General features: G+C 61.6%; 9 protein-coding genes. 7 read left to right on the top strand and 2 right to left on the bottom strand.

The window, feature by feature from the left end:
* Positions 1-221: 221 nt before the first annotated feature.
* Positions 222-1,835 carry an alpha-L-fucosidase gene (locus tag C8J98_RS06865; protein ID WP_233260144.1) on the top strand — a complete coding sequence of 538 codons (1,614 nt, stop codon included), beginning with the start codon at positions 222-224 and terminating at the stop codon, positions 1,833-1,835.
* A 120-nt stretch (positions 1,836-1,955) separates the two neighbouring features.
* Here C8J98_RS06865 and C8J98_RS06860 read toward each other — a convergent pair whose 3' ends face one another.
* Positions 1,956-4,400 (bottom strand): glycoside hydrolase N-terminal domain-containing protein, encoded by a 2,445-nt coding sequence (locus C8J98_RS06860; protein ID WP_233260143.1) that lies wholly within the window; start codon positions 4,398-4,400, stop codon positions 1,956-1,958.
* A 331-nt stretch (positions 4,401-4,731) separates the two neighbouring features.
* On the opposite strand from C8J98_RS06860, the gene C8J98_RS06855 reads away from it, so the two are divergent.
* The 4 genes from C8J98_RS06855 to C8J98_RS06840 all read left to right on the top strand — a co-directional run bounded on the left by C8J98_RS06855 (position 4,732) and on the right by C8J98_RS06840 (position 14,307).
* On the top strand, positions 4,732-7,638 hold the full coding sequence (locus tag C8J98_RS06855) for a TonB-dependent receptor (RefSeq protein ID WP_107912284.1): 2,907 nt from the start codon (positions 4,732-4,734) through the stop codon (positions 7,636-7,638).
* An 88-nt stretch (positions 7,639-7,726) separates the two neighbouring features.
* On the top strand, positions 7,727-9,574 hold the full coding sequence (locus tag C8J98_RS06850; protein ID WP_233260142.1) for a glycoside hydrolase family 35 protein: 1,848 nt from the start codon (positions 7,727-7,729) through the stop codon (positions 9,572-9,574).
* A gap of 32 nt (positions 9,575-9,606) precedes the next feature.
* Entirely contained in the window at positions 9,607-10,806 is a 1,200-nt protein-coding gene (locus C8J98_RS06845) for a glycoside hydrolase family 27 protein (RefSeq protein WP_233260141.1), read from the top strand.
* Between the two features lie 444 nt (positions 10,807-11,250).
* Positions 11,251-14,307 carry a TonB-dependent receptor gene (locus C8J98_RS06840; protein WP_107912281.1) on the top strand — a complete coding sequence of 1,019 codons (3,057 nt, stop codon included), beginning with the start codon at positions 11,251-11,253 and terminating at the stop codon, positions 14,305-14,307.
* A 175-nt stretch (positions 14,308-14,482) separates the two neighbouring features.
* Here the strand turns inward: C8J98_RS06840 and C8J98_RS06835 are convergent, their stop codons facing one another.
* A complete protein-coding gene (locus C8J98_RS06835; RefSeq protein WP_107912279.1) occupies positions 14,483-14,800 on the bottom strand; it encodes a hypothetical protein in 318 nt (105 codons plus the stop codon).
* Positions 14,801-15,016: 216 nt separating this feature from the next.
* Between C8J98_RS06835 and C8J98_RS06830 the strand changes: the two genes are divergently transcribed.
* Positions 15,017-15,589 (top strand): cytochrome b, encoded by a 573-nt coding sequence (locus C8J98_RS06830; RefSeq protein WP_107912277.1) that lies wholly within the window; start codon positions 15,017-15,019, stop codon positions 15,587-15,589.
* Positions 15,590-15,611: 22 nt separating this feature from the next.
* Complete coding sequence (locus C8J98_RS06825; protein ID WP_107912275.1) at positions 15,612-16,166, top strand: sigma-70 family RNA polymerase sigma factor; 555 nt, start codon at positions 15,612-15,614, stop codon at positions 16,164-16,166.
* Positions 16,167-16,169: the final 3 nt, after the last annotated feature.

Genomic DNA, 16,169 nt, shown 5'->3' with positions numbered 1-16,169 from the left:
CGACGCCATGGCCCCGGATCGCAGACCGTCGCCCCTCTTCGACGGGCGGCATGCGACTGGGCTGCATGCTGGGGGGATGCGTTCTTGCGCACAATTACGAAATTGCTCTCGGGATTGACGTTTATTCGTTTGCGTTTGCCGCAAACGTACATTCGCTACCCTCTTGCCTGTAGTTTCCAACCCCACGACCGCGCGGGGGCGCGGGTGGGGAGAAATACAGCATGCGCATGCCTGATTCGGTCACCGGTTTCCTGCGCGGGTTCCTGGCGGCTGCCTTGTTTGCCTCCTGTGCATCGCATGCGCAGGTCGCGGCGCCGACCGCCGGCACCAACAGTGCGGAAACCATCGACCAGGTCTGGCATGAGTCGGGTAAGGCGTTCGACGCGGAACGTCATCGCTTGCTGGGGCGCGTGGCCGAAGGCGCCACCCAGGGGCCTTTCCGCGCGGACTGGGCCTCGCTGCAGGGCTATCGCGCACCGACGTGGTACGAGGATGCGAAGTTCGGCATCTTCATCCACTGGGGCATCTATACGGTTCCCGAGTTCGGCAACGAGTGGTACTCGCGCAACATGTACAAGCCGGGGACGCCGGAGTTCGCGCACCACATCGCGACATACGGGACACAGGACCGCTTTGGTTACAAGGACCTGATCCCGTTGTTCAAGGCGCCGCGCTTCGATGCGCGCGCCTGGGCCACGCTGTTCCGCGAGGCCGGTGCGCGTTACGTCGTGCCGGTGGCCGAGCATCACGATGGATTTGCGATGTACGACAGCCAGTTATCGGATTGGACGGCAAAGAAGATGGGGCCGCATCGCGACATCGTCGGTGAGCTGGCCGCTGCCATCCGCGCCGAGGGCATGCACCTGGGGCTGTCCTCGCACCGCGCGGAGCACGACTGGTTCTTCGATAACGGCCGGACGATCGCTTCGGACGTGAACGACCCGCGCTATGCCGCATTTTATGGTCCGGCCCATGCGCACGTCGCCACGCGCGGCGACCTCGACCTGGCAGCCGACTGGACGTACGTATCGCAGGCGTGGCTGGACGACTGGACGGCTCGCACCGCGGAAATCGTCGAGCGCTATCACCCCGACCTGATCTATTTCGACTGGTGGATCGGGCACCCTTCCTTCCGTAATGCGTTGCCGCCGGTGCTTGCTTACTACTACAACGAAGGGGCGAAACGCGGCGGTGTCGTGGTCGACTACAAGCTGGGCGCCTTTCCCGAGGGCGCCGGCACGCTGGACGTGGAGCGCGGCCAGCTAGACGGTATCCATCCCTCCCACTGGCAGACCGATACATCGCTGGGCAACGGCTCGTGGAGCTATGTCAAAGGCGACACCTACAAGTCGCCCGAGACCGTGATCCATACGCTGGCGGATGTTGTCAGCAAGAATGGAAACCTGCTGCTCAATATCGGACCCCGCGCCGACGGTTCGATTACCGACGAAGAGCGTACGACGCTGCTCGCTATCGGCGGTTGGCTCAAGATCAATGGCGAGGCCATTTATGCGTCCAGGCCATGGCGGGTGTTCGGCGAGGGTCCGACGCATAACGTTGCGGGCACGATGCAGGAAGGGAAGAGCCAGCCATTCACCGCGCAGGACATCCGGTTCACGACACGCGACGGCGTCCTGTATGCGATCGCGCTAGGCTGGCCGAGCGATGGCACGCTGAAGATTCGTTCGGTGACAGCGGACGATCGCGTGCGCAAGGTCACGATGCTAGCCGACGGTAAGACCGTGCCGTGGGCGCAGGAGATGGATGGTTTGCGTCTGACATTGCCGGTGAAGCCGGTGGGGCGGTATGCGTATGTGTTCCGGCTCGAAAAATAGCTTCATCGCATGTTCCGGGGCGGGCTCGCCTTCGGCCTCGCGTCGCTATAGCTGCGCTGAGGATTCGCCGCTGAAGCGGCTCCTGCAACGGCAGCGGACGTGCCCTTTCATTGCGAGCGATCAGGCCGCGTGAGGGTCGATGGTGATCGATGTGCCTGGGCGGAGCGTAATCGTCTTCGTCCATGCGCCCCATTTCAGGCGTGTCTGTTCGCCGCCGATGCTTCGCACCGTGACGGATGCGAGTTTGCCGCTTCTCCAGGACAGGTCGACCCGGAAACCACCGCGCGCACCGATGCCCGTCACGCTGCCCGATGCCGCCCATGCCTTGGGCAACGCCGGCAACAGCTCGATCATGCCGGGCCGTGACGACATCAGCATCTCGAGCATGGCCGTGGGCGTGCCGAAGTTGGCGTCGATCTGAAAGCAATCGGTATCGGCGTCGATGTTGTACACATCGAAGAAATTCTGCGCGGTGCCGTTGCTATGGTTCTTCGATGGCAACAGGTTGGTGAGCAACAGCCGATAGGCCTTCTCAGCTTGCCTGAGGCGTGCCCAGCAGATCGCACGCCAGGCACCAGCCCAGCCGTAGCTGCCCGTGCCTCGTGCCTCGAGCAGCCGGGTAACTCCTTCGATCAGCGCAGGCGGGCTGTCGTCGGTCCGAATGCGATCGCCGGGGAAAAAGCCGATCAGCGGAGACAAGTGCCGGTGCTGCGGTTCACCCAGGTCGTCCGGCGTCATCCATTCTTCCAGCCAGCCGGTCTTGCTGCTGACCTGGGGCAGGTAGAGCCGCGCCTGCAGCGTCGTTATGGACGCGGCATAGTCCGCGTCCTTGCCCAGTAGCGAGCTCGCCTGGCGATAATTCTCGAACAGGTCCCAGACCAACTCCTGCGAATACGTGTTGCCCTTGGCGCTGGTCGGGCCGTGCTCTGGCGACCAGTCCGCGTCGTCGATAAGGACATCGCGTGCAAGGCCGGTCGCCGGGTCTTTCACGCTCACGCTGATCAACCGGGATTCCCAGAACTCGCAAGCGCCCTTGAAGAAGGGATAGATGCGCGCGAGGTAGCTGCGATCCAGGTTGTATTGATAGTGCTGCCATAGGCTATTGCACAGCCACGCATTCCCGGCCGGGTGCCATCGCCAACCCCCGCCGCCGTAGATATTGGTGGAAATGCCCATGGTCCAGCCGGCGATCTTGCCCGAACTATTGCGATACCCGTTGCGTGGATCGTTGTAGTACTTCTGCGTAATGGCTGTCCAGGATTCCACCTGGCTGAGGCAGTAGTCGGTCAAGGCATCGAAGCAGGAAGGCAGGCCGGCGCGATCGGGCAGCCAGTAGTTCATCTGGATATTGATGTCGCTGTGATAGTCAGCCATCCAGGGAGGGGAGTTGTCGCTCAGCCAGAGGCCTTGCAAGCCGGTCGGCAAGCTATCACGTGAACCGGCGATCGTCAGATAGCGCCCGAACTGCAGATAGGACGCCTCCAGTTCCGGATCCGCAGGGGAGTCGGCAGTTGCCCGCGCCTGCAGGCGTGTCCACGTGTCCATTTCGCGCTGTGCTTTCGTCGATGCACCGAGGTCGACACGCATCGTGTCGAACAAGGCACGGTAGTCGGCTACATGCGTATGCAACAACACGGCCGGCGTCTGCAGGGCGGCGGCTTTTGTTTTCTGTATCGATAGCTTCAATGGATCGAGCGACGCATCCATGTAGTTCTTCGCCAGGTCGGGCGTGTAGTTGGTGCCACCGCAGAATATGACGGTAAGCGCACTGCAGTTCGTAAAGTGGAGTCCTTTTACGTCTGCCTTTACGGTCCCGGCCGTCGCAACGGCCATGACGTTCGCCGCATACCTGAGGCCATTGTCCAGGACACCTTCGAAATGGCTGGCTGCGCTGTCGGTCGCCCCATGGTCGGTCTGTGCGCGAGAGGTCTCGCCATGCATGCCACGCAACTGAACCGAACCGTTATATAGGCCGCCGCCTGCCTGCGATAGACGGACGGCGATCATGTCATCAGGGTGGCTGGCGAAGACTTCACACGTATACGCGACACCATCTTTCCGATACGAAACGCGGATGGTTCCCTGGTCCAGATCCAGCTCGCGACGATACCCGGTGATATTTGCGGCCTCATGGCCTTCCACCGACAGATACAACTTGGCCAACATCACCAGGCTACCGAAGTACCCGGTGGTGTATTCAAACTGTCCGTCGTTTCCGAGAACTACATCACGCTTGCCCAGCCACATGGAGGCATCAGTGAGATAGAGGAAACTCGACGCGGGGTCGCCTCCGACCAGTGCACCCAGGCGTCCGTTACCGATAGGCAAGCCTTCGCGCAGCACGTTCGACTCGGGTGCAGGCGTCTTGTACCAAAGGGTATGCCTTGCTTCCGATGCCGGCATGGGCCCAGCGGGGCGCTGCACGGGATGACTTTCGGCAAACCTCGGCAGGCCAATCCATGGCAACACCGCGGCCATCGCGCCGGTCATTCTCAGGAATCGGCGCCGATCCATCGGTTCGGAAGGCGCTTGATCGAGGTAAGTCTGCTGATCTTCGGTAGTCATCAACGCCCCTTTAGGTGCAGCTGCACCGGGAAATCCATTTGTAGGACAAATGAACCTAGACCGGCTCAGGCCGCGATGTCAAGAATTCTTCGGCCGCCTGGATACCGGACTTTTTCATGCTGCGCCGCAGCTTGTTGCGCGGGTGAAGCTAGGCATAATCATTAAATACTACAAATAGACGGTAGCAGCGGGCCGGTCTTTCAGGGGTAGGGGTGACTGGGATGTCGAGCCTTCGTGGTGTCGTTGTGGGTAACGGTGCTGGTGGGCGTGGGACGGCAAGCTGTATGTGCTCGTTGGACGGGGATATTCCACAGAGTGGGGGAGGGTAGCCATGCAGCTAACGAAATTGGCGGTCGCCGTGCGGCGGTCGCTTGTGGCAACGGGTGTCGCCTGGATGGTCGGTTACGGCGCACCAGGGTATGCACAGACAGCACCAGCAGCAGCGCAAGGACCAGGGGCGGCTCCGGCAGAAGCGCAATCAGCGGCGACGCCTGATAAGGCGGCCAAGCCTGCCAAGGGCAAGAACGACGAGAAGAAAGTAACCGAGCTTGAAGGTGTGGCTGTCACCGGCCAGCTGGCGGCGCTCCAGCGCGCGCAGGCGATCAAGCAGGACTCGGTCAACGTCGTCGACTCCATTTCAGCGGAAGAAGCGGGCAAGTTTCCCGACCCCAATGTGGCCGACGCGCTCCAGCGAGTTCCTGGCGTATCGGTGAACCGCAGTGGCGGTGAGTCCAGCCAGATCGCCGTGCGCGGCTTCGGTCCCGAATTCGTCGCCGTCACCATCAACGGCCGGCCGATGGCTACCGCCTCCGGTTCGCGTGCCTTCAACTTCGATGTACTACCGTCTGAAATCATCAGTGTCGCCCAGGTCAACAAGACCTCTTCCGCGGATATCTCCGAGGTCGACATCGGTGGCGTGGTGGACATCCAGACCGCGCGGCCGCTGGATTTCAATGGGTATCACGGGGCGTGGAGTGGGGCGGGCATCAACAGCAACCTGACGGGTGACTGGAAGGGCAAGACCACGCCGAAGGCCTCGGGCCTGTTCGGCTGGACGAACAAGGACCACACCTTCGGCTGGATGGCTTCGGCCTCCTACTACAAGCGGAAGGATACCCAGCTCAATACGCAGGCCAATTCCTGGTATGCCAACCAGGACATCTACACGGTGCCGGGCGCTGCCAACCCTACGTATACGAACGTGGCGCTCCCGGAAACCCTGGCAAGCAACGTGTTGGATGAGACACGTACCCGCAAGGGCTTCAGCGGCGCCATGGACTGGAAGCCGACGGACCAGCTCACTGTCGCGTTCGACACCTTGTACTCGAGCTACAAGGTCGACCCGATCGAGCACGAGTTCGGTCAGTACGGAAACACCTCGGATATCCAGTCGCTGACGACGGACGCCAACGGCACCGCACTGAGCTATGTACGTAACAGCTCCGGTCCGAACGTCATGGCGAACGACTATGTCGCGTCGTATGCGCCCAGCTACGAAAAGAGCTACCAGAACGGATTGAACCTCGGCTTCGACATCGATGATTCGACCAAGCTCAGCCTTGACGTGTCCAACTCCAAGGCCTGGAACAAGCAGAGCGCCGACGGCTATTTCCTCGTGGTCGGCGCGAAGAACTTCGGTACCAACCCAACCTGGACCAATAACGGCGACAACCAGCCGCCGACCTCCTCGAACATCCTCTCGTCCACCAACATGGACAACCTCGCGGCGCATTGCTGCAACGCGGGCTCCGGCAACAACGTGACCAACAAGGTCGAAAACTACCAGTTCAAGCTGGACAAAGCTTTCAACGACGGCGTGCTCACGCGGCTCGAGGCCGGTGTCCAGTACACCAACGAATGGGTGAAGTCGGTCAGCTTCGGCACGCCGAACGGCATCCTTTGCAACGCGTATTGTGGCTATACCATTCCCGTTCCGCCGGACGCCATCGGCGCGTACGTCTTCAATGCGCCGTCGAAGATCAAGGGTGTTTCGTCGCCCGGTCTGCCGTCGCAGTGGATTCAGTACGACCCGCGGGCCTATCTGAGCTGGCTGGCCTCGCCGGCCGCGTATAACCAGCTCCCCGATGACAAGCGCGAGGCGCTGCTTGCTGGCCTGGCGGCTAATGGCGGCACCCTGGACGCCATTCCCAACCCGGGTAGCTACAACAACGTGGGCGAGAAGGAGAAGTCGTTCTTCACCAAGGCCGTCTTCGAAGGCACGGCGTGGAACATGCCCTGGGCTATCGACGTGGGCGTGCGTTATCTCAACATCGTCTCGACGTCCACGGCGGTCAACCAGCCGCCGATCGCGTACTACGTGGACCCGAACGACACCAGCAATGGCCAGGTGACCTACGGCCCGCTGGCGCCGCAGTCGGCGAAGGGTGGCTACCACAAGTGGCTGCCGTCGATGAACCTGAAGTGGAACCTGCTGGACAACCTGATCTACCGCTTCTCGCTGTCCAAGACACTGACGCCGCCCGCACTGAGCAACCTGTACTACAACAAGAGCTTTGGCACGCGCCCGAACTCGCTGACCATCTCGCAGGGTAACCCGCAGCTCCAGCCGTACACCTCGCGCAACTACGACATGGGCCTGGAGTGGTACATCGACGATGCCAGCTACATCGCCCTGGAAGGGTTCTACAAGAAGGTCAGTAACTTCAGCACGCTGGTAAGCACGCCGGTGCCGTTCCTCACGAACGCGAATACCGGGGCTCCGTTCATCTGGTCGCTTACGCAACCGATCAACCTCAACTCGTCGAACATCTACGGCGAAGAGATCACCTTCAACTATCAGTTCACGCATCTGTTGCCCGAACCCTTCAACGGCCTGGGCATGGCCCTTAACTACACGCACGTAAAGAGCAGCACTGCGCTGAGTCCGGGCGTCATCGCGGCATCGGGCAAGTTCGCCGTTCCCGGTATTGGCGACTCGGCCAACGCGAGCGTGTACTACGAAAAGGGTCCGGTGCAGGTGCGCGTCGCGTACAACTGGCGTGGTAAGTACCTGGAGAGCCTCGCTTACGGTTCAGGCGCCCAGCCGGCCACGCGTAGCGCTTATGGCCAGGTCGACCTGAGCGCGAGCTACGCGTTGAACAAGCACGTGTCGGTGTTTGTCTCCGGTACCAACCTGACGCACGAGCATCTCTACGACTACTCCGTGTACAAGAATCGCTTCCTGTATGCCGAGGCGGACGGCACCGTCTACACGGTGGGCCTGCGCGGAACGTTCTGATGTCCCCCGGGACATGATGTAACCCGGCACCGGCTCGCCAGCGCGCGAGCCGGTGCCGATGCCTTTGTACTTCAAGCGAGGTGCCTTAGTGAGTCGATCCAGGAACGTCGTAGCGTCCATGCTGCTCATGGGTGCCCTGTCTTGCGGTATCGCGTCCGCAGAGCCCGCCACCGCGGGTCAGCCGATGACCATCGAGAAGGGGCACTTCGTCCTCGATGGCAAACCGTTCCGCATCGTTTCCGGCGAGATGCACTACGCCCGGGTGCCCCGCGAGTACTGGCGAGACCGCCTCAAGATGGCCAGGGCGATGGGCCTGAACACCATCACCACATACGTGTTCTGGAACGCCCACGAGGCGACCCCGGGGCACTACGACTTCAGCGGGCAGAACGACGTCGCCGAGTTCATCCGTGAGGCGAAGGAGGAGGGCCTGTACGTGATCCTGCGTCCGGGCCCGTACGTGTGCTCCGAATGGGAGCTCGGTGGTTTGCCCGCATGGTTGCTCAAGGACCCTGATGTCAAGCTGCGCAGCACCGACCCGAAGTTCATGCAGCCCGCCCAGCGCTGGCTGCATCGGTTGGGCGAGGAGTTGGCACCGCTGCAGTTGAGCCGCGGTGGCAACATTATTGCCGTGCAGGTTGAGAACGAGTACGGCAGTTTCGGTACGGACACCGCCTATATGGAGCAGATCCGTCGCGGCATCGTCGACGGTGGGTTCAACGCTTCGCTGCTCACCACGTCCGACAGTGCGGAACAGCCCGGCTCGCTGCCTGGCGTCCTGCAGGTCATCAACTTCGGTGTGGGTCACGCGCCGCAGAAGTTTGAAAAGCTGCATACCTGGCAGCCCGGCGGCCCGTACATGGTAGGCGAGTACTGGATCGGTTGGTTCGACCACTGGGGTGCTCCGCACCACGTCGCCCCGGCGAAAAAGGTGGCTGACGAACTGTCATGGATGCTGAAGCAGGGCTACTCGGTCAACTTTTACATGTTCCACGGTGGCACCTCGTTCGGCTGGATGAACGGGGCCAACTGGGACGACAACAATTACCAGCCCGATGTCACCAGTTACGACTACGACAGTCCGCTCGATGAGAGCGGGCGTCCGACGCCGAAGTACCTGGCGGCACGCGAGGTGATCGCCAAAGAAACCGGCGTCTCCTTGCCACCCGTGCCCGCCACACCGGGGACGCAGGCGATCGACGGCATCCGACTGGGTGAATCCGCATCGCTGTGGGATAACCTCCCAGCGCCGGTGTCCTCGGCCGAGCCGAGATCCATGGAGTCTCTGGACCAGGCCTACGGGGATATTCTCTATCGAAAACGCATCGACGCGGACGCGTCCGGTGAGTTGCGCATCGACACCCTGCACGACTACGCGCAGGTCTATGTCAACGGTAAACGGATCGGCACGCTCGATCGCCGGTTGAAGCAGGACCGCCTGAAGGTGGCCTTGCACAAGGGCGATACGCTGGATCTTCTGGTGCAGAACGACGGGCGCATCAACTTCGGCGAGAAGATGTTGAACGAGCGCAAGGGCATCCTTGGTGCCGTCAGCCTGAACGGCCAGCCGCTGCGTGACTGGCAGAACTACTCACTGCCCTTCGCCAACCCTGCGTCGCTGCCTTACGCCTCGGCGGCGTGCAAGCATGCGCCGTGCTTCTATCGCGCGACGTTCGACGCACCTGCCTCCGGCAATGCCGCCGCGGACACGTTCCTGGACACGGCCGGGCTGGGCAAGGGCTTCGTCTGGCTCAACGGCCATGCGCTGGGGCGTACCTGGCGTATCGGCCCGCAACGCACGCTCTACGTACCCGGCGTGTGGCTTAAACCCCATGACAACCAGCTCGTGGTGCTCGACCTGCTGGTCGAAGGTGCGCCTGTGCTCAGCACACGCAAGCAGCCGATCCTCGGCACGTCCACGGTGGGCATGCCATGACCCCTTCCTTTCTCCCGACACGAGGCGTATCGATGAGCGATTCCATGACGAACATCCTGCGAGGCGCGGTTCTCAGTGCCCTGGTCTGCGCCGCCGGCATCGCCGCGCCGGCGAAGGCGGACGAGACCGCATCCGTCCTGCCGCAGATGGGCTTCAACAACTGGAACTCCACCCATTGCCGGGCCGAGTTCGACGAAGGGATGATCCACGGCGTCGCCGACAAGTTCATCAGCCTCGGGCTGCGTGATGCCGGCTACACCTATGTCAACGTGGACGACTGCTGGGCCAACTGGCAGCGCGACAAGGACGGTCACCTGCAGCCGAATCCGAAGCGCTTCCCGAGCGGCATCGCGGCGCTCGCCGACTATATTCACCAGCGCGGCCTGAAGTTCGGCCTGTATTCCAGCGCGGGTACTTCCACGTGCGAGCCGCTGGAAGAAAATCGGGGCTTCCCGGGTGGTCTGGGCCATGAGAAGGATGACGCGAAGACGTTCGCCTCGTGGCACGTGGATTACCTCAAGTACGACAACTGCAACAACCAGAAGGTGGATGCGAGGAAGCGTTACACCGCCATGGCCGAGGCCCTGCGCGGTAGCGGCCGGCACATCTTCTTCAGCATGTGCGAATGGGGCGAGAACAAGCCCTGGCTCTGGGCGGGCAAGGACCCGGTCGACGCCAGCTCCTGGCGCACTACCGGGGACATCAGCGACAACTACGCCTCGATGCTGAAGATCTTCAAGCAGAACGTGGTACTCGATAGCTACGCGCACCTGGGTCACTGGAACGACCCCGACATGCTCGAAGTGGGTAACGGTGGCATGACGGATGTCGAGTACCGCAGCCACTTCAGCCTGTGGTCGATCATGGCCTCGCCGTTGCTGATCGGCACCGACCTGCGCACGGTGAAGCCCGAGGCGCTGCAGATCCTGCTCAACAAGGACGTCATCGCCATCGACCAGGACCCGCTCGGCGTGCAGGGCAAGCAGGTACGCGACGCGGACGGCATCCACGTCATCGTCAAGCCGCTGAAGGACGGCGGTCGTGCGGTGGCGGTGTTCAACGAAGCCGATACCGCGAAGGACGTCACCGTTGCCGCCACCGAGATTGGATTGAAAGCGGGTGGCAGCTACACCATGCGCGACCTGTGGGCACACACGGACGCGAAGGGCGATGGCTCGATCAAGACGAAGCTGGAGCCGCACGCCACGGTGATGTACCGCATCAGCAAGTAAGCTCACGGCATCGGCCGGGCGATCTTGCCCGGTCGATGCTGCTCACCTGGCAGGATCCCACGGTAACTGCCAAAGCCGCGACGATGTCATTGCCTTGATGCACGTGACGTCCGCGAGACAGTGCTCCGCAGCTCCGAAGCGAGGCGACTGGTGCCTTGCAGGACACACTGTTCTTCCCTCAAGTCGACACATAGCCTGTCAACGCGATGCTAACTTTCACCCCAGGTTTCCACCACATGCCAAGGGGGCGTGGAAGGAACGGGCAGGGTGTTTCAGGGGAAGGGCGGCCAGCCGGGCCGCTTCAGCGCATCGACTTTTAAATAGCCATACAGGTGCTCAAGGCTGTCCGCGTATTTGCGGACGGCACTGGCTACGCCTGCCTGGTGCGCGGCAGGGAAGTCCTGTGAATGGCGATTACTGCTCTATTGGGGCAATGGGGAGTTCATGAATTATCTTCACCGTACCAGGCGGGCGTCGTTGCGTCCGACGACGCTGGCCGTGGCGCTCGCTGTCGTGCTCGGCACATCGATGAGTGTCCATGCGCAGTCAACCACGGGTGACATTGCCGGTCAGGTCGACACGGCAGCCGGAAAGACGGTATCCGTGGTGGGGTCGACTGGCGTCACACGAGAGGTAGCCGTCGACGCACAAGGTCGCTACCGCATCGGCAACCTGCCGCTGGGTGCGTATACGGTCAATGTTCTGCAGGACGGCCACGTGGTCGATTCGCGTGCCAACGTGCAAATCAAGGTCGGCGGCAGCACGGATGTTTCGTTCAACCAGCCGGCGTCCGCGGCCAACGCCCAGGCGCTCGATTCGGTAACGGTCGTGGCCAACAGCCTGCCGCCGATCGATGCGACGGCTGTCGACTCGCGTACTGTTGTCACTGCTGCCACGCTGGCCCGACTCCCACTGGGACGCAACGCCGAAGCGATTGCCCTCCTGGCGCCGGGTGCGGTCGCAGGTTCGGGCAACCTCGGCAATGGTCGTTACCGCACGGTATCGTTTGGTGGTAGCGGTGCATCCGAGAATGCCTACTACATCAACGGTTATTCGACTTCCGATCCGTACCGCAACCTCGGCGGCGTGGGCCTGCCGTATGGCGCGATCGACCAGCAGGAAGTGTATACGGGCGGCTACTCGTCCAAGTACGGTCGTTCCGATGGCGGCGTGATTTCCCAGGTCGGCAAGCGCGGCACGAATGAATGGCATTTTGGCGCGCAGGTGCTCTGGGAGCCGAAGTTCGCAGCGGCCAGCCCGGGCAACATCTATTACAAGAATCGTAGTTTGCCCGAGGGCTACGGCTTCGAAGATCCGAACGCACCCGGCACGCTGTATCGCAACCGCGAAGACAACAAGAAATGGACGACCACGTACAGCGCTTATGTCGGCGGTCCGTTGATCAAGGACAAGCTGTTCTTCTTCGTTGCGGCGGAAGCCGAGAAATCCGAAGGCGCTTCGACCAATTCGGTGGAAGCCAACCCGGTGGCCACCAACCACTACACATACAACCTGCCGAAGTACTACGCGAAACTGGACTGGAATATCAACGATTCCAATATCCTGGAATTGACAGGCATCCACTCGACCGATGAGCAGCGTGGTACGTACGTCGGTTATGACTACGACACGCGTTCAAGCACCGGTCCGACCGGCGCCAATGCGGATACCTCGAAGCTCGATTCCAAGTACGCCATCGCCAAGTACACCTCGTACATCACCGAAGACCTCACCTTGTCGGCGACCTACGGCAAGAGCTGGACGGACGACTACCTGCACAACCCGACGCCGGGCCTGGGTGAACAGCCCTACATTGACCGCCCCTACAACCAGGACCCCGCGCTTGCCGGTGGGAACCAGCTGACCAACCTGAACTCCTCCGCGACCTCGCAGGATCCGGGTGCAAACAGCAAGACGCGTGGTCTTCGTGTCGACCTCGATTGGCACATCGGTGATCACCAGATCGCCGGCGGCATCGACAACATGCACTACCAGGGTCACAACGTCGGCACCTCTACCAGCGGTCCGGGCTACTACTGGCGGTACGGTGTCGCAGCGGATCCGACCCTTCCCATCAGTCCTTCGGGCGGCGTGGGCGCACCCGGCGGTGACGGCTATTACGTCAGCAGGCGCATTTTCTCGTCGGTCACCAGCATGTCCCTCGATCAGCGTGCGCAGTACCTCGAGGATCGCTGGCAGGTCAGCGACAAGGTGCTGCTGAGCATTGGTGTGCGCAACGACCGCTTCAAGAACTTCAATGACCAGGGCAGGAGCTACGTCAACAACGCCGCGCAGTGGGCGCCTCGCCTCGGTGCCGCCTGGGACGTCTTCGGCGACTCGAGCCTGAAGATCTATGGCAACTTCGGTCGCTATTTCCTCGCGCTTCCCAACAATGTCGCCGTGCGCGGTGCTTCGCCGTCGACGCTCACGTATGAGTATTTCGATTACACGGGTATCGATAACCTGGGACGCCCGACGGGTCTGACCCCCATCGGCAAGGGCCCGATATCGCCGGACGGCGAGTACGGTCAGCCGATCGATCCGGTCTCCGTCTCCGCGCGCGATCTTCGCTCGCAGTACCAGGACGAAGGCATCATTGGCTTCGACAAGACCCTCGGGGCCAATTGGGTGACTGGCGCCAAGATCACGGTACGCAAGCTCAGAACGGCCATCGATGACGTTTGCGACACCGGCAGGATTGGCGACAAGCTGGCCTCTGAAGGCATCGACCCGGACTCGGTTTCCATTCCGGGCTGCGTTATCTTCAACCCCGGATTCACCAACACCTTCAGCCTTGCCAATGCCAACGGCATCGGTCGTACCGACGTGCAGATGAGTGCGGCCGATTGGGGCTTCGACGAGAAGGCGAAGCGTCGCTACTATGCGCTGGACCTGTATCTCGACCACCCGTTTGACGGAAAGTGGCAGGGCCGCATCGACTACACGTTCTCCCGTTCGTACGGGAACACCGAGGGCCAGACCAAGTCGGACATCGGCCAGACCGACATCTCCAAGACCCAGGACTGGGACTCGGCCCTGCTGATGGATAACGCGAACGGCCTGCTCGCCAACGACCGTACGCACCAGTTCAAGGCCTACGGCGCCTATCAGATCGCACCGGAGTGGATGGTGTCGGGGAACCTTCGCCTGGCCTCCGGCTCGCCGAAGTCCTGCCTCGGTTACCTCGATGGCGCGGAAGATCCGGATCCGATCGGCTACATGTCGTCGTATCACAATTGCAACGGTGTTCCCTCGCATCCGGGTGACACGCGCAATCCGTGGATCAAGCAGCTCGACCTGGCCCTGACCTATCGCCCGGCCGCGTTCGACGGGAAGCTGGCCTTTGGATTGAGCGTCTTCAACGTCACCAATGAGCTCAAGCCGCTCAATAGCTTCTCGACGTATGAAGCCTCACCGCAGACGGTCTTCAACAACTATGACCTTGGCCAGTACTACCAGACGCCGCGCTATGCACGTCTGACGGCAACGTACGACTTCTAAGCAACGGATCGACTTATAAGAAGAGTGCCCTGCGAGGGCAACATGCGTCTCCCCAGTGCCGCCTGGACCCCCAGGCGGCTTTTTTTTCGTTCGCGTTCATGTGGGAGCCGCTTCAGCGGCGATAAACAGCTTGCCCCAACCCCATCGCCGGCATAGCCGGCTCCCACAGAAAGCTTCAGGCATCGTCGATGCGATGAACCTTTCTTTCGTTGAGTCTTCGCATGAGGACAAAGGCGGCCACCCCGTAAATAATGAATCCAAGCGGGACGCTCGCGAACCACGCAATGAACGTCAGTGGCGTTCCCTCGGCGAACGGATTTTCCGCCGACCCGATGTTCGGCGCGGGCACGAGGGCCTGCAGAACCCAGTTCTGCCAGAACAACACGTTCGATAATGCCTCGTGGCCTGCATCATCGGCTGCGAAAGAAAGAGCGATGAGTCCGAGCGTGACGGTCACGCCGATGACCGCCGCCAGCAGAATCCTCTTGACCATAGCGCCCCCCAAGGCCACATCGCGGGCCCGATAACCGGTTTACTTGCCGCCAAGGTACCTGATTCGCCGCCCGCGGCGGCCGTCGAGCACTCAGCGGGTCTTCGCTAGTGCAGGGGAGCCCCAGGGGGCGTCCGACAGGGTGGGAATAAAATCGTGCCCGGGACGATCTTAGCTGTCGTGGGCACGCATCCGTGCCGCGAACCGGAGGTCCCCGTTATGTCTGTTCCCGCCCAAGCCTCATACGCTGTCGCGACCGCGCGACCGACGTCCTATACGAAGGTGGCCGTTGCCATGCACTGGCTCATCGCGCTGCTGATCTTCAGCAACGTCGGCCTTGGCTTCTTCATGGAAACCTTTCCGAAGAAAGCGCCCGGACATGACGAGGTGTTGTTCTACCACGCCTCGCTGGGCAGCCTGATCTTCATGCTTGCCGTGTTTCGTTTGTTCTGGCGCTCCACCCACAAGCCACCTGCGTTGCCCGCCCATATTCCGTCGTGGCAGCAGAAGCTCGCCCATACCCTGCACTGGGTGCTGTATTCGCTGATGCTCCTGGTTCCGCTTACCGGCTACCTGCATCGCATGGCGGGCGGACACCCGGTCAGCTTTTTCGGAATCGGTTTCCTGCCGGTTCTCGTGGGTAAGGACGAGCCGCTGCGCCTGCTTACCGACACCCTCCATGTGAGCCTGGTCTGGGTCCTGTGTATCCTCGTGGTAGGTCACCTGGGAGCCGCCCTGAAGCACCGGCTCATTGACCGCGACGGGGTGATCCAGCGTATGTTGCGCGTATAACCGGTATGAGGACGCCGTCATCATGATGTCGACGAGTAGCCGCGCCTTTGTCGACGATCTGGCACTGCGCCATCTTGACGCTGCCTACAATCTCGGCCGATGGTTGCTCGGTAGCGAACAGGATGCGGCCGATGCCGTACATGACGCCTACCTGCGCGCCGCACGTGCTTCGGACACCTATGCCGGCGGTAACGAGCGCGCTTGGTGGCTGGCGATCGTCCGCAATTGTTGTCTCGCCCGCCTCGCCGCGCGCAACAAGGAAAAGAAGAACGTTGCGATCGATGATAATCCTGTCGCAGCCGAGCGCTGGATGCCGCGCGCCGATGCGGATGATATCGAAGAGCGCCTGGATAGCTCCAGACGCCGCGAACGGATCGAGATGCACTTACGAAACCTGCCGGAGACTTTTCGCGAAGTGCTGATTCTGCGTGAGATCGAAGAACTGTCTTATCGGGAAATCGCCGACGTATTACAAACGCCCATTGGTACCGTCATGTCCCGGCTGGCCCGTGGGCGTGCACTGTTACAGAAGGCACTGACCGATAACGGCACCATGGAGGCCCCTCATGGACTGTAAAGC

Source organism: Luteibacter sp. OK325 (genome assembly GCF_003050935.1).
Taxonomy (GTDB): domain Bacteria; phylum Pseudomonadota; class Gammaproteobacteria; order Xanthomonadales; family Rhodanobacteraceae; genus Luteibacter.
Note: the sequence above shows the minus strand (reverse complement) of the source record. Positions and strands in the feature narration are given on the sequence as shown.

Coding starts and splice junctions, on each gene's coding strand:
- C8J98_RS06830 (WP_107912277.1), top strand. CDS start 15,017: ATGTCTGTTCCCGCCCAAGCCTCATACGCTGTCGCGACCGCGCGACCG.
- C8J98_RS06835 (WP_107912279.1), bottom strand. CDS start 14,800: ATGGTCAAGAGGATTCTGCTGGCGGCGGTCATCGGCGTGACCGTCACG.
- C8J98_RS06840 (WP_107912281.1), top strand. CDS start 11,251: ATGAATTATCTTCACCGTACCAGGCGGGCGTCGTTGCGTCCGACGACG.
- C8J98_RS06865 (WP_233260144.1), top strand. CDS start 222: ATGCGCATGCCTGATTCGGTCACCGGTTTCCTGCGCGGGTTCCTGGCG.
- C8J98_RS06860 (WP_233260143.1), bottom strand. CDS start 4,400: ATGACTACCGAAGATCAGCAGACTTACCTCGATCAAGCGCCTTCCGAA.
- C8J98_RS06855 (WP_107912284.1), top strand. CDS start 4,732: ATGCAGCTAACGAAATTGGCGGTCGCCGTGCGGCGGTCGCTTGTGGCA.
- C8J98_RS06845 (WP_233260141.1), top strand. CDS start 9,607: ATGAGCGATTCCATGACGAACATCCTGCGAGGCGCGGTTCTCAGTGCC.
- C8J98_RS06825 (WP_107912275.1), top strand. CDS start 15,612: ATGATGTCGACGAGTAGCCGCGCCTTTGTCGACGATCTGGCACTGCGC.